Source organism: Brevibacillus centrosporus (genome assembly GCF_046622605.1).
Lineage (GTDB): Bacteria > Bacillota > Bacilli > Brevibacillales > Brevibacillaceae > Brevibacillus > Brevibacillus centrosporus.
In genome coordinates this window covers 3,484,275-3,504,560 of the sequence record NZ_CP176856.1, presented here as the reverse complement: position 1 = coordinate 3,504,560, position 20,286 = coordinate 3,484,275, and the positions used below count along the sequence as shown (strand labels likewise).

Genomic DNA, 20,286 nt, shown 5'->3' with positions numbered 1-20,286 from the left:
GCAGAACAAAGAAAAAGAGCTGTTCCCTCGGGAATGGCTCTTTTTCCTTGTGTTCATGTTTTCACTTCGGGTATAATGATAACAAGTGATTTGGGGCGGTTTAATTGAGTGGACATGACAACTAAATATAGGAGGTTACACGTTTTGGCAAAGTCGAATCACTCTGTTCTCATTTTCGCCCTGGGCGGAGTCGGCGAAATTGGGAAGAACATGTACGTGGTACAAACCGAGGAAGACATCGTAGTGATTGATGCCGGTTTAAAATTCCCTGAAGAGGAAATGCTGGGAATTGATATGGTTATTCCGGATATCTCTTACCTCGAGGAGCATCGCGACAAGGTTCGGGGGATTATTGTAACGCACGGACACGAAGACCATATCGGTGGCCTCAGTTATGTACTGAAGCACCTGAATGTACCAGTCTATGCTACAAAACTTACCCTGGGACTTATTGATGCAAAATTGAAAGAAGCGGGCATCCTAAATGACACCAAGCGCGTTTTGATCAACGGTGAATCGGAGATCGTTCTCGGCAAGGTAAAAGCAACCTTTTTCCGGGTAAATCACAGCATTCCTGACTGTGTCGGGGTTTGCTTGGAAACACCGGAAGGGTATGTGGTCCACACGGGGGACTTCAAATTTGATCAAACGCCGGTTAACAATCAGACAGCCGATCTCGCAAAAATGGCGATGATTGGGGACCGTGGTGTGCTCTGTCTTCTTTCTGACAGTACGAATGCCGAGCGGCCCGGTTTTACCGGATCGGAACGTTCCGTCGGCATCGCGTTAAAAGATGTATTCAGTAAAGCTACTGGACGCATTATCATTTCTACCTTTGCATCCAACGTACATCGAATTCAGCAAGTCGTGGATGCAGCTGTTCAATTCAATCGAAAACTGACGGTTGTCGGTAGAAGTATGCAAAATGTCATCAACATCAGCCGTGATTTAGGCTATCTGCACGTTCCTGAAGGGCTCATTGTTGATACAGATGAAATTAATAAATTGAATGCTGAACAAGTGGCTATTTTGTCAACTGGAAGCCAAGGAGAGCCCATGTCTGCGCTCACTCGAATGGCCCGATCCGCCCATCGGAAAATTGACATCCTTCCAGGTGACACCGTCATTATCGCTGCTACACCCATTCCTGGGAATGAGAAATATGTGGCGAGAACAATTGATCAACTATCTCGCATCGGTGCCGAAGTCATTTACGGCGGCCATGGACCAAACGGAACCGTCCACGTCTCCGGTCATGGCAGCCAGGAAGAACTGCGTCTGATGCTCAACTTGATGAAGCCGAAGTACTTCATCCCTATTCATGGCGAGTATCGTATGCTGAAGACCCATTCGCTCTTGGCGGAGCAGGTCGGTGTACCAGAGGATAACATTTTCTTGCTGGACAACGGCGATACGGTAGAAATCTCTGGCGGCAGAGCTCGTTACGGACCAAAGGTGCAAGCGGGGAATGTCCTCATTGACGGTTTGGGTGTAGGGGATGTAGGAAACATCGTACTCAGAGACCGTAAGCTACTCTCTCAAGATGGAATTCTGGTAGTTGTCGTTACACTCAGTAAACAAAATGGCACGATTTTGTCTGGTCCTGATATCATTTCACGCGGATTTGTTTACGTTCGTGAATCCGAGGAATTGCTGGATGAGGCAAATCGCATAGTGACCCAAACACTTGTCAAATGCATGGAAGAAAACGTAAATGAGTGGTCATCACTTAAAAATAATGTCAAGGAAGCATTAGGGCGTTATTTGTACGAACAAACGCGTCGTCGTCCGATGATCCTGCCCATTATCATGGAAGTGTAAGAAAACAGAATCACGGAGCCGAGAACCCTCGATGTATAGGGGATCTCGGCTTTTTTCATTTTGCTGCCAAAGGTGCATTATTTTCCCTCACCCAAACCATACTACAGAAGAAAGTGAGGGAGGATCATTCATGTCAAAGCAACAATTTACGGATTATTTGAATCGGCCGCCTTTTGCAAGTGCCATGACGAAAATGCAAAGTTCTCCGCCGCCATCTCCTGCGGAGGAGCAAGAGCCGAATCCCGCCCCGCCTGCAGAAGCGCCAGGGCCTGAAGATCCTAAGAAAAAACTGCTTGACTCCATCACGCAGTTGGGGCAAACGAACGTCCCACAGCTGGAAAGCAATATCTATTGTATGAGTATTATCGGGCAAGTAGAAGGTCACATCCAATTACCACCACAAAATAAGACAACCAAATATGAGCATCTCATCCCGCAGCTTGTCGCAGCCGAACAAAACAGCAAGATTGAGGGTGTGCTTGTCATTCTTAACACGGTAGGCGGTGATGTGGAGGCGGGCTTGGCGATTGCCGAGATGGTGTCTTCGCTCTCAAAGCCGGTGGTAACCTTGGTGCTCGGTGGCGGACACAGCATCGGTGTGCCGATCGCAGTAGCGGGTACATACTCATTTATTGCCGAAACGGCAACGATGACGATTCACCCTATTCGCTTGACGGGGCTCGTGATCAGCGTGCCGCAAACCTTTGAGTATCTGGATAAAATGCAAGATCGCGTAGTCAGCTTCATCGCCCGGCACTCCAAAATCTCTGAGCAGCAATTCCGCGAATTGATGACACGAACAGGCGAACTGACCCGTGATATCGGGACCAATGTCATCGGCGCAGATGCAGTCAAGTACGGACTGATTGATGAAGTAGGTGGGCTTGGCAGCGCATTAAAAAAGCTCAATGAGCTGATGGAAAACGCACGTAAAGGCAAAGATGAGGTGCTGCAATGATCCTGCATTCCGTGATGCCTTCCGAAACGGTATTTGCCAACATGGATCTGGTCGAGAAGCAAGAGCTCAAGGAAGTAACATTCGGGCATGCCACGATGCTGGTGGAGCAGACAGGTCCTTTCGAAGGAAAGATCGTCAGGCTCATTAGCCCAGACCCGCAGGACTACCTGAAACCTCGCTTTGCACCAGGCCAGACTGTTCAATTCCAGCCAGAGTGGAACTCCTAAGAAGTCCTGTATTTCTATGAATTTCCTGTGTTATACTAGATGTGTACGAACAGCAGCCGAACAGCGGACGGCTGCCTTTTTACCATTTGGTGTACATATCAGAAATATAGGAAAAGGAGGCGTGCCATCTGAGTAGAAGAAAAAGGGAGCAGTCGCAAGCGGCATTGGCCTCGGTCGTCAAAATAGAACTGCTCGGGCTGATCATTATTGTCCTATCTTTGATCGGGCTGTTGGAAAGCGGATGGCTGGGGAAAAACATCCTCGCATTCCTCTTCCGTTTCATAGCTGGGTCTTGGGATTTTCTCATTCCAGTTCTTCTGATTGGAATGGCGCTCCACATGATGTTTACGAGGAAGGCGCCACGGTTGACCTATCGCGTGCTAGGCATCGTTCTGATCGCCATGGCAATTTGCACATGGGATCATATGATTCTCTACAAGCAAGTCACGGCGGACGGTAAGTTTGCAGAGCAGAGCATCCTCCGCATCACGTGGGACAGGCTCTGGCTGGATCATAATCAGAAGGTATCCACTACCGGCGTTGGCGGAGGGATGCTGGGGGGGATCGTCTTTGCGATCAGCAATGGGCTGGTAGGAACGATCGGTACCGGGTTGATTATTGTTTTTCTGTTTTTGGTCGGCGTTATGTTCTTATTCAACCTGTCGTACGTGAATATTCTCATGTTCCTGCGCGACAAAATGGCACAAATGTACGGAAAAGCAAAGGATACCGTAAAGGATTCGGTTCAGCTCCTGCAGGAGGAAAGTGACAAGCGCAAGCAAGAAGCGAAGGAAGCGCGAGAGGCACGAAAGGTGAAACAGGAAGCCGAGACAGATGCTGCGATCGTGGTTCCCATCATTCACGATATTCACAAACAAGAAGCCAAGCAGCCTCAAGGAATGTCCGAGGATGGCTCCACAGCGATCGCACCAGTCATTAAGGATTTCACAGATCGAATCGCGATGGAGGAAGAGGGAGACGCAGATCCACAGCCAAGTCGCGCAGCGAGCAAGAAAACAGCAAAGCAGGAAATTACTTTCTCCCTGGAAGGGGAGGAAGAGATATTTGGCACACTGGACACAGACGAGTCACAGCCTGCAGTGCCTTATGAGCTGCCAAGTCTGCAAATGCTTTCCCGTCCCAAGGCAAGCGGGGTAGGAAAAGAGGTGGACCACACTTCCAATGCGAACAAGCTCGTCCAAACCTTGAAAAGCTTTGGCGTGAGTGCGACTGTCTCCGAAGTGCATCGGGGACCGGCCGTAACGCGTTATGAAGTGCAGCCAGCAGTAGGCGTAAAAGTCAGCCGGATTGTCAGCTTGACGGACGACCTGGCACTGGCATTGGCGGCAAAGGATATTCGGATTGAAGCTCCCATTCCAGGAAAATCAGCGATCGGGATTGAAGTGCCGAATTCGGAGGTCGCCGTCGTGTCCCTGCGCGAGGTGCTCGAGTCATCCGAGTATCAGGATGCACCTGGGAAGCTCACGGTGGCGCTGGGAAGAGATATTTCAGGCGAACCGATCGTGGCAGACCTGACAAAAATGCCTCACTTGCTGGTAGCTGGTGCGACCGGTAGTGGTAAATCCGTATGTATCAACGGGTTGATTATAAGCATTTTGTTCAAGGCAAAGCCGGAGGAAGTCAAGCTCATGATGGTTGACCCCAAAATGGTTGAGCTCAACGTCTACAATGGCATCCCGCACTTGCTGGCTCCGGTAGTTACGGACCCGCGCCGGGCTTCTGTTGCCTTGAAAAAGGTAGTAGCAGAGATGGAACGCCGCTACAATCTGTTTGCCAAAACGGGCAGCCGAAATATTGAGATGTACAATGCGCAGGTAGAAGGGGCTCCGCTGCCGTACATTGTCGTAATCGTCGATGAGTTGGCCGACTTGATGATGGTCGCACCGGGAGAAGTCGAGGACGCGATCTGCCGACTGGCCCAAATGGCGCGTGCATCCGGCATACATCTGATCATTGCTACACAGCGTCCTTCGGTAGACGTGATTACAGGGGTCATCAAGGCGAACATTCCGTCCCGCATTGCTTTTGGTGTTTCTTCGATGGCGGATTCCCGAACCATTTTGGACATGGGGGGAGCAGAAAAGCTGTTGGGCAGAGGAGATATGCTCTCACTGCCGATGGGTGCTTCCAAACCGGTACGTGTCCAAGGGGCGTTCGTATCCGATAAGGAAGTGGAGGAAGTCGTTCGCTTCGTGAAAGAGCAACAAGAGGTGCGCTATAACGAGGAAATGATTCCGGGTGACGTGCAGGAAGAGCAGCAGCCTGTGGTTGATGATGAACTGTACGACCAGGCTGTGCAAATAGTCTCGGAAGCGCAGACTGCCTCCGCATCGCTGCTGCAGCGTCGATTGCGTGTGGGATATACGCGTGCAGCACGGCTGATTGACATGATGGAGGCACAAGGTGTGGTGGGGCCTTATGAAGGCAGTAAACCACGGGAAGTCAGACTTCCAAGGCCTTCCATCGAAAGTAATATCTCTTGATAGGCGAATAGGCTTGGGTACGTATTCAGAATAATGGGCGTGTAGTCGCACAAATCTTTATGTTTCTGCACATTTATTCATAAATATTTGGCTTGCATGATACACGCCCCTAGGTTAAAATTTTTACGAGATTGAAGGAAATTGTTGTATCGTTTCCCATACGAATCAGAGGTCTGACGTCCTACCTGTTGGGATGGCTAATGGACAGCAGGAGTGAATGACAATGAGCATCAAAGGCAATGTTCGATCGCTTTGTCTCTTGGTAATGGACAAAATCAAGGGAGATATCGAGTCAGGGGACTTGCGCCCAGGTGAACGACTCCCTTCCGAGGCAGAACTGTCAAAACAGTTAGGCGTTAGCAGGGCGACTCTTCGAGAAGCACTGCGTCTTCTAGAAGAAGAGAAGATTGTCATTCGTCGGCATGGAGTTGGCACCTTTATCAATGCAAAACCTGTTTTTTCAGGCGGAATTGGGGAACTCTTTAGTGTGACGGATGCGATTGAGCGTCAGGGGTATGCAGCGGGCACGATGATCCTGAAAACATCCTTTGGCGAGTCTGCTGAAGAAGAGCGGAAAAAACTGTCACTGAATCCGGGCGAAGGCGTGCTGATTGTGGAGCGCATTCGTACGGCTGATGGGGAGCCTGTGGTCTATTGTGTTGACCGCATTCCCGCACACCTGGTTCCAGAAGGCTACACAGCTGTAGGAGAGTCTATCTTTAAATGGCTCGAGAGTGCGACGGGGCTTCGTATCGCTTATGCTGTAGCTGAGATTGAACCTATGGGCTACAATGAAAAGGTTTCCAATCTGCTACATTGTGACAAGTCTACACCGCTTCTCTTGCTCAAACAGATTCATTACGACGAAAGCGAGCGGCCTGTTCTCTACTCCCATAACTACTTCAGGGCCGACAAGATTCACTTTCACGTCGTACGGAGACGGTTGTAACCGTGGGGGCGACCTCACTCAACAATTTCATTCGACTAAAAACAGGGGGTATTCTCAGATGAAGAAAGTTCTTTCTGTGCTGTCTGTGACAGCTCTCAGCCTGTCTCTCGTTCTGGCTGGGTGTGGTAGCAAACCAGAAGCACAACCACAAGGTCAAGCAGGTGGGGCAACTGGCGGAGCAGCAGGTGGTGCAGCACCAACCGTAAAAATCGGTATGGTAACCGACGTTGGCGGGGTAAACGACAACTCCTTCAACCAAAGCGCATGGGAAGGTCTGCAAAAACTGCAAACTGACCTGAACCTGCCGAAAGACAACATAAACTATCTTCAATCCACTAGCGATGCTGATTATGTACCAAACCTGACTCAATTTGTTAAAGACAAATGGGATCTGACTTGGGGTATCGGCTTCCTGATGGGAGACCACCTGAAAAAAGTGGCAGATGAAAACAAAGATGCAAAACTCGCGATCATTGACGCAGAAGTAGACGCTCCAAACGTGGAATCCGTTCTATTTAAAGAGCATGAAGGTTCCTTCTTGGCTGGGGTAGTTGCAGCGAAAATGACCAAAACCAAAACAGTTGGTTTTGTAGGCGGAGTTGAGATCCCAGTAATCAAGCGTTTCGAACTCGGCTTTGAAGCTGGGGTAAAAGCAGTAGATCCAAGCGTAAAAGTATTGAAAGTATACACAGGTGCATTTGACAAACCAGACCTCGGCAAATCCACTGCATCCCAAATGTACGGTCAAGGCGCTGATATCATCTTCCACGCTTCCGGCGGAACTGGTGACGGTGTGTTTAACGAAGCAAAAGACCGCAAAGCAAAAGGCGAAAATGTATGGGTAATCGGTGTTGACAAAGACCAATCCCTGACTTTCGGTGATGAAGTTACTCTGACTTCCATGGTTAAACGTGTTGACGAGGCAGTTTACCGCGTTTCCAAAGACCTGATCGACGGTAAATTCCAAGGTGGTATCAAATGGCTGGGTCTGGCTGAAGACGGCGTTGGTCTCGCATCCACTTCCAACAAAAACGTTCCTGAAGACGTTTTGAAGCTGGTTGATGAGTACAAGCAAAAAATCGTTAAAGGCGAAATCACAGTACCTGAAAAATAATTACATTGAAGCTGCAAACGGACAAGGCTAGTTCGAGCAACTAGCCTTGTTCTTTACCTTCAAACTAGACCCACAAAAACGGGGGGAACATGGTTGAATCCGGTAAAGAGTGTTGTTGAGATGCGAGGAATTACCAAACGTTTCCCAGGAATCATTGCGAACGATAGCATCACGCTGTCTGTTAAGCAAGGGGAAATCCACGCCCTTCTCGGGGAGAATGGGGCAGGCAAGTCTACACTAATGAATATTTTATTTGGTCTTTATCAACCTGATGAAGGCGAAATCCTTATCAATGAAACACCGGTAAAAATCACAAACCCCAATAAAGCAAACGAGCTTGGCATTGGAATGGTGCATCAGCATTTCATGTTGGTTGAAACTTTCACGGTAACAGAAAACATTGTATTAGGAAATGAACCGAAAAACGGGTTGAAGATAGATATCAAAACCGCCGAAAGGGCTGTGGAGCAGCTATCCGATCAATATGGATTAAAAGTAGACCCACGAGCCAAGATCCAGGACATTTCCGTAGGGATGCAGCAGCGGGTCGAGATTTTGAAAACGCTGTATCGGGGTGCAGATATCCTGATTTTCGATGAACCGACTGCCGTTTTGACTCCTCAGGAAATCAATGAGCTGATCGAAATCATGCATAATTTGGTCAAAGAAGGAAAGACCATTATTCTCATTACACACAAGCTGAAAGAAATCATGGCCGTGTGTGATGCGTGTACAATCATTCGCAGAGGGAAAGTCATTGACTCTGTTCTGGTCAAAGAGACGAATCCGGATGAATTGGCAGCAAAGATGGTAGGTCGCGAGGTCAACTTCCGAGTAGACAAGCAGGCGGCGCAACCAAAAGAGACTATTCTGGCAGTAGAAAACTTGACTGCTCTCGGAAATCGTGGGGTCAACGCCCTGAACAATCTCAGTTTGGAAGTTCGGGCGGGAGAGATTCTCGGCATTGCTGGGGTTGATGGCAATGGTCAAAGTGAGCTGATCGAAGTTTTGACCGGACTTCGGAGGGCTTCAAGCGGTCGTGTACTTCTGAATGGGAAAGAAATAACGAATCAGACACCGCGCAGTATTTCGGAATCAGGCTTGTCCCACATTCCAGAAGACAGACATAAGCGCGGATTGATCCTGGATTTCACTATGAGCGAGAACATGGTAATGGAAACGTACTTCCATCCGACTTTTAACAAGAACGGATTTCTCGATTATGGCGCCATTGACAAGCACGCGGCAAAACTCATTGAAGAATTTGACGTTCGTACACCGAGCATTTACACACCTGCGCGTGCCCTGTCTGGTGGGAACCAGCAAAAGGCGATTATCGCTCGCGAGGTTGACAAAAATCCAGATCTTTTGATTGCTGCCCAGCCAACACGCGGTTTGGACGTAGGCGCGATCGAGTTCATTCATCGCCGTTTGATCGAACAACGTGACAAAGGAAAGGCAGTTTTGCTGCTCTCGCTTGAGCTGGATGAGGTTATCAATGTTTCTGATCGCATTGCTGTTATTTATGAAGGAAACATCGTAGGGATCGTCGATGCGAAAGCGACAACAGAGCAAGAGCTTGGCCTGTTGATGTCCGGCGGAAAACGGATGCAAGGAGGGGGAAACGATGAATAGAGTCATTGCCGTTTTTACAAAAGAGTCGTTTCTCGTCCCGCTTGTTGCGATTATTCTCGGACTGCTGACGGGAGCGATCGCAATGCTGGCTGGGGGATTCAATCCGATTAAGGCTTACATGTCGCTCCTTGAAAAAGTATTCGGTAACGCATATAACTTTGGGGAAACGATCCGTCAGATAACCCCATTGATTTTTACGGGACTTTCCGTGGCATTCGCCTTTCGTACCGGATTGTTCAATATCGGTGCAGAGGGTCAATTCATTGTCGGGATGATCGCCTCCACAGCAGTTGGTGTTTCCTTGGATCTGCCTGCTTACATCCACGCTCCTCTCGCGATTATTGCAGGGGCCGTTGCGGGTGGCTTGTGGGGCTCCATTGCGGGTTATTTGAAAGCGGCCCGCGGCGTAAATGAAGTCATTACAAGCATCATGCTGAACTGGGTAGCTCTCTACCTGGCAAACTGGGTGATGAATGCGTTTTTCGTACCATCTGGGCAGCAACGTTCAGAGATGATCCACGACTCAGCGGTCATTACGATTGGCTGGCTGTCCACGATGTTTGACAGTGCGCGTTTGCACTGGGGAACCTTGATTGCGGTGCTTGCTGCCATTTTCTTTTACGTTATCCTTTGGAAAACGAAATCCGGCTACGAACTGCGTGCAGTTGGGTTGAACCCGCATGCGTCTGAGTACGCAGGTATGAACGTCAATCGCAACGTCGTGAAAGCGATGTTCATTGGCGGGATGTTTGCTGGGATTGGTGGAGCTTGCGAGATACTGGGTGTATTTCACTATCAAGCCATCATGACAGCTCAACCAGGATATGGCTTCGACGGTATCGCCGTTGCCCTGATTGGTGGTAACACACCTCTTGGCGTCGTACTAGGAGCTATTCTGTTTGGTATTCTGACATTCGGGGCAGCAGGTATGAAGTTCGGAGCGGGTGTACCAGTTGAACTGATTCGTGTCGTGATCGCATCTGTCATTTTCTTCGTGGCAGCGCACGGCATCGTGAAGATTTTTGTGAAACCTATCATGAAGAAGAAAAAGGAAGGTGGAAACTGATGGATTGGGGATTAATTGCAAGTAACCTCGTTCATGATACCATCGTGTTTTCCACTGCCTTGATTTTTGCGTCGTTGGGTGGCCTTTACTCAGAGCGATCGGGTGTTGTGAACATCGCTTTGGAGGGGATGATGATTATCGGGGCGTTTACCGGTGCTGTCATCACCTATGCCTTTCAGGACTCCTTTGCAGGGGGAGCCCCTTGGATTGGATTTTTAGCTGCAGGAATTGCCGGTGCAATTTTTGCACTCCCTCATGCTGTGGCATCCGTGACCTTCAAAGCTGACCAAACGGTGAGTGGGGTAGCGCTCAACTTCCTAGCAGCGGGATTGTCCGTTTATTTGACAAAGATCATCTTTAACGGAGCAGGTCAAACGACTACGCTGTCCAGCGTTTTTGGCAAGTGGAGCATTCCTGTACTGCACGATATTCCTTACTTGGGGCATGCCATTTTTGAAGCGTATCCGACGAGCTACTTGGCGTTTATCATGGTGTTTTTCACATGGTATCTCGTATTTAAGACGCCATTTGGTCTGCGGTTGCGTGCAGTGGGTGAACATCCACGGGCGGCAGATACGGTCGGGATCAATGTGAAAAAGATGCGCTACATGGCTGTCATGATTAGCGGAGCTTTGGCTGCTTGGGGAGGAGCGACAATCTCTCTGACAACTACCTCCAACTTTTCTCACAACACTGTATCGGGCCAAGGTTTTATTGCGATTGCGGCGTTGATTTTCGGGAAGTGGCATCCAGCCGGTGCGATGGGAGCAGCGCTGTTCTTTGGTGTGGCTCAGGCGATCAAGTCGCTGGTGCAAATCTTTGGATTGACGAAGTACGTGCCAACGGAGTTTATCTTCATGCTGCCGTATGTATTGACAATCCTCGTGATGGCAGGACTGGTTGGCCGATCCAATGCGCCTGCGGCACTGGGTAAACCATACGATACAGGCTCTCGTTAGTTGACATAATTTGCGTCTAGAACCGTGTTCTATCCCTGTGAGATAATGCTCCATGTAGCATTGCGCGGGGAGGGATTTAGATGAACCGCTGTTTACATAAAAACAGCATTCGTCTGTGGACAAAGGTTCTAGGCGCTTTTTTTATTTGTCTAGGACTGGGTATAACTGTTCCAAATACAGCGGGACCTGCTTTTGCAGCAGAGCCCGGACCTGTCATTTCGCTGGTGATTGACGGGAAAGGAATAAGCACAGACGTACAGCCGATCCGTCAAAATGGTCGGATGCTTGTACCGATTCGAGTGATCGCAGAAAAAACGGGTGCAAATGTAACCTATGAAGCGGATGCACGTCAGGTGACTGTTACCGAAAAAGGAAAGCGAGTGGTCTTGCTTCTAGACAGTCGGACAGCGTATGTCGATGGGAAACGGGTTACACTCGATGCTCCTCCTATGGTCGTCAATAAGCGAACAGTAGTCCCGATCCGCTTTGTCAGTGAGGCCATGGGGTATCAGGTTTATTGGGATAACAAGTCGCAAGTGGCGATGATTCAAACAAAACCTGTCGAGGATACGGCAGCAGTGATTGAATATGCAAAGAATCCTTACGTCGTGCAGGCAGGGGACACAATAATCGAAATTGCAAATAGTCAAGACACCACCGTAGAAGAGGTGAAAAAGAACAACTATTTGTCTACGGACTTTTTGACCATTAAGCAACTGCTGTTTTTGCCGGAAGGTTCGAGCAAAGCTGCCCATCCGTTATCAAAAGAAGTAGGCGACAGTCGGCTGCTCGATGAAAAGTACTACTTTCCTTTTTCAGAGGCAAGCTGGTACGAGCCTTATGGGGACAGCTTCGGTTCTGATCGGGAATGGACAGAGAGCAACAACGGGAGTGTACGTAATCACGAGGGCATCGACATCATGGCCCCTAAGGGAACACCCGTATATTCGGTATCAAACGGGACAATCAATCGAGTAGGCTGGAATACGTATGGGGGATGGCGAGTCAATATTACGGATGAAGACGGTCGTTTCCGGATGTATTATGCACACTTGAGCGCATACGTTCCTGGCTTAAAGGTCGGGGGCACCGTGCGAGCGGGCCAGCTCATTGGATTTGTGGGGGATACTGGCTACGGTGGACCGGGCACAGCTGGGATGTTTGATTCGCATCTCCACTTCGGACTTTATCAAAACAGCAACGGAAAAGCAGTCGATCCTTATTACTATTTGCGCTACTGGGAACAAAATAAATTGGAGGATTCCATCTCGTAACGGGACAAACTAACAGCGTAATCCTTTTTTAGATGAGGAGGGCTCTGCATGTGGGTTTGCCCGTATTGTGGGGGAAATCACGGACTTCCCTTTCATGATGAACATCTGGATGGTATGCTTTGTCTTTCCGATGATTGCGGACGATTTGTAGAAGAGGCGTCCATCGAGGACGAGCGGACGGAATGGGACTATAGTGATTTGTGAGAAAAAGGAGCGATGATGCTCCTTTTTCTTTTTTTGGTGCGCCCAGCATGGGCGATAGCTCTAGGGTGTAAGTCCCGAACGGGGGTTGGCTGTACCAACCGTTAGCCCAAGGCAAGGGTGTCCACCGCGAGGTGGAATCTGAAGGAAGCCGGCGGCAAAGTCCCGACCTGAGGTACACGAACCCAATTTGAGGCTGTTGTATTCGGGTGAGTCTGCCAAACAAGACGAAGCCCCATACAGCCAAGGAATACAGCAGTAAACTTGGGCAGGTACATGGGATGAAAGTTATCGCTCTTACCTGGGGAGGTCTGCATGAAGTGCCTTCAAATGTTGGTAACCGTCTTCGTAAGGAGACGCTGAACATGCAGAAGTCAGCAGAAGCCATAGTACCCAAGTAAAGGACGCTTGAACGGGGAAGGGCTGAACATTAAGTCAACACATCCGCTAATCACTTTCGTGATAATACTGTGAAGCAGAATTCTGTAAGGAACTACTCTTGGAGAAAATGGGTGAAGCCCTGAGGGTACAAGAGAGGGCTGAGTATTGTCCGGCAAGACTAGAAGGATGCGTGCGGAGGAAGGGTATCGTCATGGAGCTGTTGGAGAAAGTCCTGTCACGAGAAAATCTATTAGTGGCACTCGAAAGAGTGGAAAGAAACAAAGGATCGGCGGGAATCGACGGTGTTTCAACCGAACAACTGCGCGATTATATCCGTGAACACTGGTTGACCACTAAAAAGCAGATTATGAAAGGGACCTACAAACCTTCCCCTGTCCGCAGAGTCGAAATCCCGAAATCTGACGGAGGAGTAAGGTTATTAGGTATTCCTACCGTGATAGATCGCTTTATTCAACAAGCCATCCTCCAAGTTCTTACTCCTATATTTGACCCCCACTTCTCAGAATCCAGTTTCGGATTCCGACCGAACCGTGGTGCGCATGACGCCATGAGACAAGCACAATTTTATATTTCCGAAGGATATCGCTTTGTCGTGGATATGGACTTAGAGAAATTCTTCGACCGGGTTAATCACGATATTTTAATGAGTCGGGTTGCTCGAAAAGTAAAAGATAAAGCTTTGTTGAAACTTGTTCGCGCATATCTACAAGCAGGCATCATGGTCAATGGCATCTGCCTTTCGGCAGTAGAGGGCACACCACAAGGTGGTCCACTTAGTCCGTTATTGGCGAACATCTTGCTCGACGATTTGGATAAAGAACTGGAAAAGAGGGGACATCGCTTTTGTCGATACGCAGACGATAGCAATATCTACGTGAGAACAAAGCGGGCGGGAGAACGGGTAAAAGAAAGTATCCAAAGCTACTTGGAGAAGGTACTTAAGCTTAAAGTAAATGAGCAGAAGAGCGCAGTGGATCGACCTTGGAAGCGTAAGTTCCTCGGTTTCGGTTTCACTAATGCAAAACAAGCAAGGATTCGGCTTCATCCAAAATCACTTCTGAAGTTGAAAGAGAAAATCCGCTTCATCACTAATCCGGTATGGAGCATCTCTATGGATGAAAGGATTCGGAAGCTAAACCAGTACCTCATGGGTTGGATCGGATATTTTGCCCTTGCGGATGCAAAGAAAATCCTTCAATCTATCGACGAATGGATACGACGTAGACTTCGACTTTGCTTGTGGTCTCAGTGGAAGCGAGTACGAACCCGATATCGAGAACTTCGCTCTCTGGGTTTATCGCACGTCCAAGCAATAGAAATTGCAAACACCAGAAAGGGTGCATGGCGTACCACAAAGACTCCTCAAATGCACAAAGCCCTCGGAGTTGCATATTGGCAACAACAAGGGCTGAAAAGCTTATTACAACGATATTCTGTCATTCGTCAAGCTTGATGAACCGCCGTATACCGAACGGTACGTACGGTGGTGTGAGAGGACGGGAGTTAGTCGCTCCCTCCTACTCGATTTGCATAAATTGCAAAATAGGACGATAAAATGCACTTCGCGATGAAGTTTCGCATGCTTGATGGCCTGTCAATTGGTTACAATAGAGGAGAGTACGCTGATGGAGAAGGGAGATAGAGCAATGGCTGCGAACATAACGGATATCGCGTTTCAAAGTACCCAGATTCATGGGATGAATGTACATATTTTGCCAACGGGCAAATTCAAAACCACAACGATTGTGACCATGATCGAACAGGCTTTATCGGAGGAGACGGTAACAAAAACGGCGCTGCTTGCTATGGTCATGAAGCGGGCGAGTGCTCGTTTTCCTGAGACGAAGCTGCTGCGTGCTCACCTCGATTTTCTGTATGGAGCGATCTTTGATGTAGACGTTACGAAAAAGGGAGAACGGCAAATCCTGCAGATTTACATGGAAGTGCCGAACGAAAAGTATTTGTCCAAGGAGGATTCGCTCCTGGAGCAAGCGATCCAGTTCGTGGGCGATATGTTGACCAGACCTCATGTAGAGAACGGCGCATTCTTGGAAAAGTACGTCGCGCAGGAAAAAGAAACGCTTCGCAAGCGCGTGGAAAGCCTGATTGATGACAAAATGAAGTATGCGAACCAGCGGATCACCGAGGAAATGTGCAAGGGAGAGCCTTTTTCCTTGCTGATCCAGGGCAGAGTGAAGGATCTTCCTGCCATTACAGGGCAAGAGCTCTACACCTATTTCAAGCAAATCACCACAACAAACCCCATTAACATGTTTGTCGTAGGAGACGTTGCGCCACAAGAGGTGGAGCAAGCGATCCAGAAGCATATTCCGCTGGAAAGATCACAGGTTGGGGCGCTCGAGATCAGTCAAGCTGCCGTAAAGGTGGCCGACGAGCGGGAAGTAATCGACCGCTTGGATGTCAACCAGGCCAAGTTGAACATCGGCTGCCGCACGCATATCACCTATAAAGACGAAGACTATCCGGCCTTGCTCTTATACAATGGCGTTCTTGGCGGTTTCCCTCACTCCAAGCTGTTTGTAAATGTACGGGAAAAGGAGAGCCTTGCCTACTATGCGGTCTCTCGTCTGGAAAGCCATAAAGGGATCATGATGATCATGTCAGGGATCGATGTAAACAAATATCAACGGGCTGTAGAGATTATCAAGCAGCAGATGGACTCTATGCGCCAGGGGAAAATCTCAGAAGAAGAAATGAGTCAGACAAGAGCGACCCTGTCCAACCAGTTCCGCGAGCTGCTCGACAGTGCGCGTGGAATGATCGAGTTTACTTACAACGGGCTGGTTAGCGGACGCAAGCGTCGTTTGGACGAATTGCTCAAAGGGATTGAAACCACAACGATTGAAGACATCAAAAAAGTAGCGGAGAAAGTGGAAATCGATACGATTTATCTGCTGCGCGACAAGAAGGGAGAGGCGTAAGCGATGCAGACCACCAAATTTGAACAGGTCAACGAAACCGTTTACAACGAGACATTGCCAAACGGGCTCCAGGTCTATCTTGTGCCAAAGCAGGGCTTTAGTAAGACCTATGCCGTTTTTACGACGAGATATGGCTCCATCGATAGTCACTTCCGCACCAGAAATGGTGAGGAAATCAACGTTCCGGATGGCATTGCCCATTTTCTCGAGCACAAGATGTTTGAGAAAAAAGATCGCGATGTCATGCATGAGTTCAGTAAAAACGGAGCATCGTGCAATGCGTTCACAAGCTTTAATCGGACGGCGTATCTCTTCTCGTGCACGGACAAATTGGATGACAACCTGAATCTGCTCTTGGACTACGTACAGGAGCCGTATTTTACGGATGCCAGCGTAGAGAAAGAGAAAGGGATCATCGGTCAGGAAATTACCATGTACGACGACAATCCTGACTGGAAAGTCTACATGAATCTCCTGAAAGCCATGTACAAGGACTATCCGATCAATATTGAAATAGCGGGGACGATCGAAACGATTTCCCACATCACCAAAGAATACTTGTATCAATGCTACGAAACGTTTTATCATCCAGCCAACATGCTGCTGCTTGTAGTGGGTTCCTTTGAGCCAGAAGCGATCATGAAGCTGATTCGAGACAACCAATCGTCGAAAGAGTTTTCACCTGCACCACAGATCACACGGCTCTTTCCGACAGAGCAGCCAGAGCCTGCCCAAGCAAAGATTGAGGCATCCTTGGCGGTCGGTTTGCCGAAGTGCATGATTGGCATTAAGGAAAGAGAGCAGGGCTTGACGAAGGAAGCCTTGTTAAAACGGGATTTGACTACCAAACTGTTATTGGACATTGCGTTTGGCACCAGCTCCACTGTGTACGAAAGACTGTACGACAGCGAGCTGATTACGGAAAGCTTTGATTTTGACTACAGCAGCGAACAGGATTATGCGTATACCATCATGGGCGGCGATACGCCGGATCCTGAAAAGCTGGTGCAAACAATCCAGGCAGAGATAGAGCAGCTGAAGCAAAAAGGAATCGACCAGGATGACTTCGAAAGAGCCAAGCGGAAGAAGATCGGAAATTTCTTGCGATCGCTCAACTCTGTTGAGTTCATCGCAAATCAGTTTACGAGCTTTAAGTTCAACGGGAACGATCTCTTTACCGTAGTGCCGACGCTCGAGTCGATCACACGCGAAGACGTGGAAAAACGCTTGCACGAGCATTTTATCAGCGGGCAGATGGCCGTATCCATTGTGCGTTCCGCTTCGCCACAGGAGTAGTGAATTCAGATGAATCAACAGACGCCATGGGCGTTAGTGACGGGAGCTTCCGGTGAGCTCGGGCAGGCGATCGCTGCTTGTCTGGCTCATGCGGGAGTCCCGCTTTATTTGCATTACTATCAATCGGAGCACAAGCTGAATGGACTCGTTCAGCTTTGCCAGCAGCTTGGCATCCCTTTTGTCAAAGTGCAGGCAGATTTGCGTGACCCGCATCAAATTACGGTCATGTTTCAGCAGATGGCGATTGCGCCACTGCTCATTGTCAACAACGCTTCTGCGGATCATATCGGGCTTTTTTCCGATGTCTCGGTTGCTCAGTTCGATGAGCTGGTGGCTGCCAATGTTCGTTCCGCTTTTCTCGTTACTCAAGCCGCTCTGTCAGCCATGCTTCGTGAAAGGTATGGGCGTATCGTAAATATATCCTCCATATGGGGCATGACGGGCGGTTCCTGTGAAGTCCTGTATTCTCTGACAAAAGGCGCTGTTAATACATTTACGAAGGCTCTGGCAAAAGAGCTGGCGCCCAATGGAATTACGGTCAATGCAGTGGCTCCGGGTGCTATTTCTGGAGGCATGATGGAGCGCTTCTCCCCGGATGAGCTGGAAATGATCGCAGAAGAAATTCCAGCGAACCGACTGGGTCAGCCAGCGGAAGTAGCGGCTGTCGTCCGCTTTCTGCTGTCTAGGGAAGCGAGCTATGTAACAGGTCAGATCATCAGTCCGAATGGCGGCTGGTACACGTAAGCGGTAAGTATTTTATGGTCTGCATAATTCGTGAGTATGAGTGGAATTCTACATCTGTGTGGGCAGCAACCTGTTCACAACGTACTTAAGGAGGGAATTCCTATGTCAGTTCTTGACAATTTTCGCGACTGGAAAGAGTTTCTCGGTGATCGCGTAGAGCAAGCGAAGCAAGCAGGTATGGAAAGTGATACCCTGCAAAATGTTGCTTACCAAATCGGCGGCTATCTCTCGGAACAAGTGGATCCGAAGAACGACCAGGAGCGTCTGCTCAAGCAGCTTTGGGATGCTGGAGACCAACAGCAACAGCAAGCTCTGGCGTCTTTGATGGTAAAGCTTGTACAAAATCCAGAAAACATTAATCGTGGCAGTTAACCTTTAAATCCCCTATTTTGGGGATTTTTCTTTTCCCGGATTGTCGATTGATGGGAAAGTGATATACTACATAAGAAGAGAATCTGTATGTCGGAGAGGAATGCATATGGAAGCAATAAAAGAATGGTATATGGAGTATGAGATCGCTCGCAACCGACCTGGTTTGCTCGGGGACGTCGCTTCTATTCTGGGGATGTTGAACATTAACATCGTGACCATCAATGGTGTAGATACTATGCGAAGAGGCATGCTACTGCTGACGGACGACGATGAAAAAATTGAGGTATTGCGCAACGTTGTACAAAAAATGGACAACATAACCATAACGAGGCTGCGTCCGCCAACCATGCTTGACCGCTTGGCTGTTCGTCATGGTCGATATATCGAGCGCGACAGCGAGGACAAAAAAACGTTTCGCTTTGTTCGCGAAGAACTGGGTCTGCTGGTTGACTTTATGTCGGAAATTTTGAAAAGAGAAGGCCATCAATTGATTGGGATTCGGGGAATGCCTCGCGTTGGAAAGACAGAATCTATGATCGCAGCCAGCGTCTCCGCAAACAAGAGATGGACGTTTATTTCCTCTACTCTTCTGCGGCAAACGGTAAGAAGTTCTCTTGCCATTGATGAAATGTCTACCGATCATGTATATTTGATAGATGGCATTGTGTCGACGCTTCGTTCTACGGAAAAGCACTACACTTTGCTTCGGGAAATCATGAATTTCCCAGCCGCGAAAATTATTGAGCACCCGGATATTTTTGTGAGAGAGTCGGAGTATGAGCTGTCCGATTTCCATTACATTATTGAGCTTCGCCATCATCCGGACGAGGAAATTACCTACGAATTAATCAATAATCGCGGCTTTGATAATTTTGAAATGAATTAAGGAGGGGCAGCTGTGTCTGAGCTTGGTCAAGTACTACAAAGGGCCCGCGAAGAAAAAGGAATCACGCTCGACGACATCCAACGTATCACAAAGATACAGAGACGTTATCTGGAAGCCATTGAGAGGGGTCATTTTCACGTACTTCCTGGCCACTTTTACGCGCGTGCGTTCATAAAGAGTTACGCGGAAGCTGTTGGTCTCGATCCGAATCACATCATGAGTCACTTCCAGTCCGATTTGCCTGCCCAGCCACCTACCGAACAGGTAGAAAGACTGCGCCGCAGACGAGTCGCATCGACCAACAGTCCATTGCAGGCTGGCAGATGGGTAACCAAGACACTTCTCGTGTTGTTCATCGCCTTGATCATTGGCGTCATCTACATAGCTGCAGTGAATAACGGTGGCACAATGACACAGCCAGTCCCAGGTGGCACGGTCAACCCTGGTGCGGAGATCGTCACTCCTGGCAATGGTGGCGGTGGAGCAGCTACTTCGCCGATCGCTCAAACACCACAACCCCCAAGCAATGTCACACCGACCACGGATCCAGGAACGGTCACAACAGACCCCGTCACGGAAACCCCCAAGACGACGATTACATTCGAGTCTCAGCAAGGTTCCATGTACAATTACGCTGTTCAAGGTGAAGAGAAAATGACGGTCAAGCTGAAGGTAAAGGATGACCGCAGTTGGTTTGGCGTTTCAGAAGGGAAGGGCAAGAAGTACGTAGAAGAAGGCGAAATGAAAAAGGGCGAAGAAAAGACGATCGAGCTGGGTAAATCCGCCTATGTGCGTCTGGGTAAGCCTATGATGGTAGAGTTGACGGTGAATGGAGTCGTCGTGGATACTTCCAAAATGAAATCCATGCCGTCGAATATCACACTGAAAATGAAAGAGACTGCAGCTCAGTAGGCAAGCAAATGCTTGCCTTTCATT

Annotated in this window: 18 protein-coding genes; all 18 read left to right on the top strand. The window is 48.8% G+C overall.

All coding sequences use genetic code 11. From position 1 onward, the window contains the following. Positions 1–144: 144 nt before the first annotated feature. Positions 145–1,821 (top strand): ribonuclease J, encoded by a 1,677-nt coding sequence (locus ACLIN2_RS17675; protein WP_411501715.1) that lies wholly within the window; start codon positions 145–147, stop codon positions 1,819–1,821. A 130-nt stretch (positions 1,822–1,951) separates the two neighbouring features. Further along, on the top strand, positions 1,952–2,779 hold the full coding sequence (locus ACLIN2_RS17670) for a ClpP family protease (RefSeq protein ID WP_122922308.1): 828 nt from the start codon (positions 1,952–1,954) through the stop codon (positions 2,777–2,779). Then, positions 2,776–3,006 carry a YlzJ-like family protein gene (locus tag ACLIN2_RS17665; RefSeq protein ID WP_411501714.1) on the top strand — a complete coding sequence of 77 codons (231 nt, stop codon included), beginning with the start codon at positions 2,776–2,778 and terminating at the stop codon, positions 3,004–3,006. Before ACLIN2_RS17670 ends, ACLIN2_RS17665 begins: the two co-directional genes overlap by 4 nt. Before the next feature lie 128 nt (positions 3,007–3,134). Beyond that, positions 3,135–5,510: an FtsK/SpoIIIE family DNA translocase gene (locus ACLIN2_RS17660; RefSeq protein ID WP_411504557.1), complete on the top strand. Its 2,376-nt coding sequence runs from the start codon at positions 3,135–3,137 to the stop codon at positions 5,508–5,510. Positions 5,511–5,733: 223 nt separating this feature from the next. Then, positions 5,734–6,459 carry a GntR family transcriptional regulator gene (locus ACLIN2_RS17655; protein ID WP_092266721.1) on the top strand — a complete coding sequence of 242 codons (726 nt, stop codon included), beginning with the start codon at positions 5,734–5,736 and terminating at the stop codon, positions 6,457–6,459. A gap of 58 nt (positions 6,460–6,517) precedes the next feature. Further along, entirely contained in the window at positions 6,518–7,573 is a 1,056-nt protein-coding gene (locus ACLIN2_RS17650) for a BMP family lipoprotein (RefSeq protein ID WP_092266722.1), read from the top strand. A gap of 120 nt (positions 7,574–7,693) precedes the next feature. Further along, on the top strand, positions 7,694–9,208 hold the full coding sequence (locus tag ACLIN2_RS17645; RefSeq protein WP_400586066.1) for an ABC transporter ATP-binding protein: 1,515 nt from the start codon (positions 7,694–7,696) through the stop codon (positions 9,206–9,208). Continuing rightward, positions 9,201–10,274, top strand: a complete 1,074-nt coding sequence (locus tag ACLIN2_RS17640) for an ABC transporter permease (RefSeq protein WP_301169054.1) — start codon at positions 9,201–9,203, stop codon at positions 10,272–10,274. Before ACLIN2_RS17645 ends, ACLIN2_RS17640 begins: the two co-directional genes overlap by 8 nt. Next, a complete protein-coding gene (locus ACLIN2_RS17635) occupies positions 10,274–11,233 on the top strand; it encodes an ABC transporter permease (RefSeq protein ID WP_092266725.1) in 960 nt (319 codons plus the stop codon). Before ACLIN2_RS17640 ends, ACLIN2_RS17635 begins: the two co-directional genes overlap by 1 nt. 80 nt (positions 11,234–11,313) lie before the next feature. After that, complete coding sequence (locus ACLIN2_RS17630; RefSeq protein WP_411501713.1) at positions 11,314–12,507, top strand: stalk domain-containing protein; 1,194 nt, start codon at positions 11,314–11,316, stop codon at positions 12,505–12,507. A 48-nt stretch (positions 12,508–12,555) separates the two neighbouring features. Continuing rightward, complete coding sequence (locus ACLIN2_RS17625) at positions 12,556–12,711, top strand: hypothetical protein (RefSeq protein ID WP_170184285.1); 156 nt, start codon at positions 12,556–12,558, stop codon at positions 12,709–12,711. 589 nt (positions 12,712–13,300) lie between these two features. After that, the gene (ltrA, locus tag ACLIN2_RS17620; RefSeq protein ID WP_411501590.1) at positions 13,301–14,563 is read left to right on the top strand and encodes a group II intron reverse transcriptase/maturase; all 1,263 of its coding nucleotides are present in this window, start codon (positions 13,301–13,303) and stop codon (positions 14,561–14,563) included. Between the two features lie 193 nt (positions 14,564–14,756). Further along, complete coding sequence (yfmF, locus tag ACLIN2_RS17615) at positions 14,757–16,052, top strand: EF-P 5-aminopentanol modification-associated protein YfmF (protein ID WP_411504556.1); 1,296 nt, start codon at positions 14,757–14,759, stop codon at positions 16,050–16,052. Between the two features lie 3 nt (positions 16,053–16,055). Then, positions 16,056–17,348 carry an EF-P 5-aminopentanol modification-associated protein YfmH gene (yfmH, locus tag ACLIN2_RS17610; RefSeq protein WP_411501712.1) on the top strand — a complete coding sequence of 431 codons (1,293 nt, stop codon included), beginning with the start codon at positions 16,056–16,058 and terminating at the stop codon, positions 17,346–17,348. Positions 17,349–17,357: 9 nt separating this feature from the next. Beyond that, a complete protein-coding gene (gene ymfI, locus ACLIN2_RS17605; RefSeq protein ID WP_092266728.1) occupies positions 17,358–18,092 on the top strand; it encodes an elongation factor P 5-aminopentanone reductase in 735 nt (244 codons plus the stop codon). A gap of 102 nt (positions 18,093–18,194) precedes the next feature. Next, positions 18,195–18,464 carry a DUF3243 domain-containing protein gene (locus ACLIN2_RS17600; RefSeq protein WP_092266729.1) on the top strand — a complete coding sequence of 90 codons (270 nt, stop codon included), beginning with the start codon at positions 18,195–18,197 and terminating at the stop codon, positions 18,462–18,464. A 106-nt stretch (positions 18,465–18,570) separates the two neighbouring features. After that, positions 18,571–19,350, top strand: a complete 780-nt coding sequence (locus tag ACLIN2_RS17595; protein ID WP_092266730.1) for a YmfK family protein — start codon at positions 18,571–18,573, stop codon at positions 19,348–19,350. Between the two features lie 12 nt (positions 19,351–19,362). Continuing rightward, positions 19,363–20,262 (top strand): helix-turn-helix domain-containing protein, encoded by a 900-nt coding sequence (locus ACLIN2_RS17590; RefSeq protein ID WP_092266731.1) that lies wholly within the window; start codon positions 19,363–19,365, stop codon positions 20,260–20,262. Positions 20,263–20,286 lie beyond the last annotated feature (24 nt).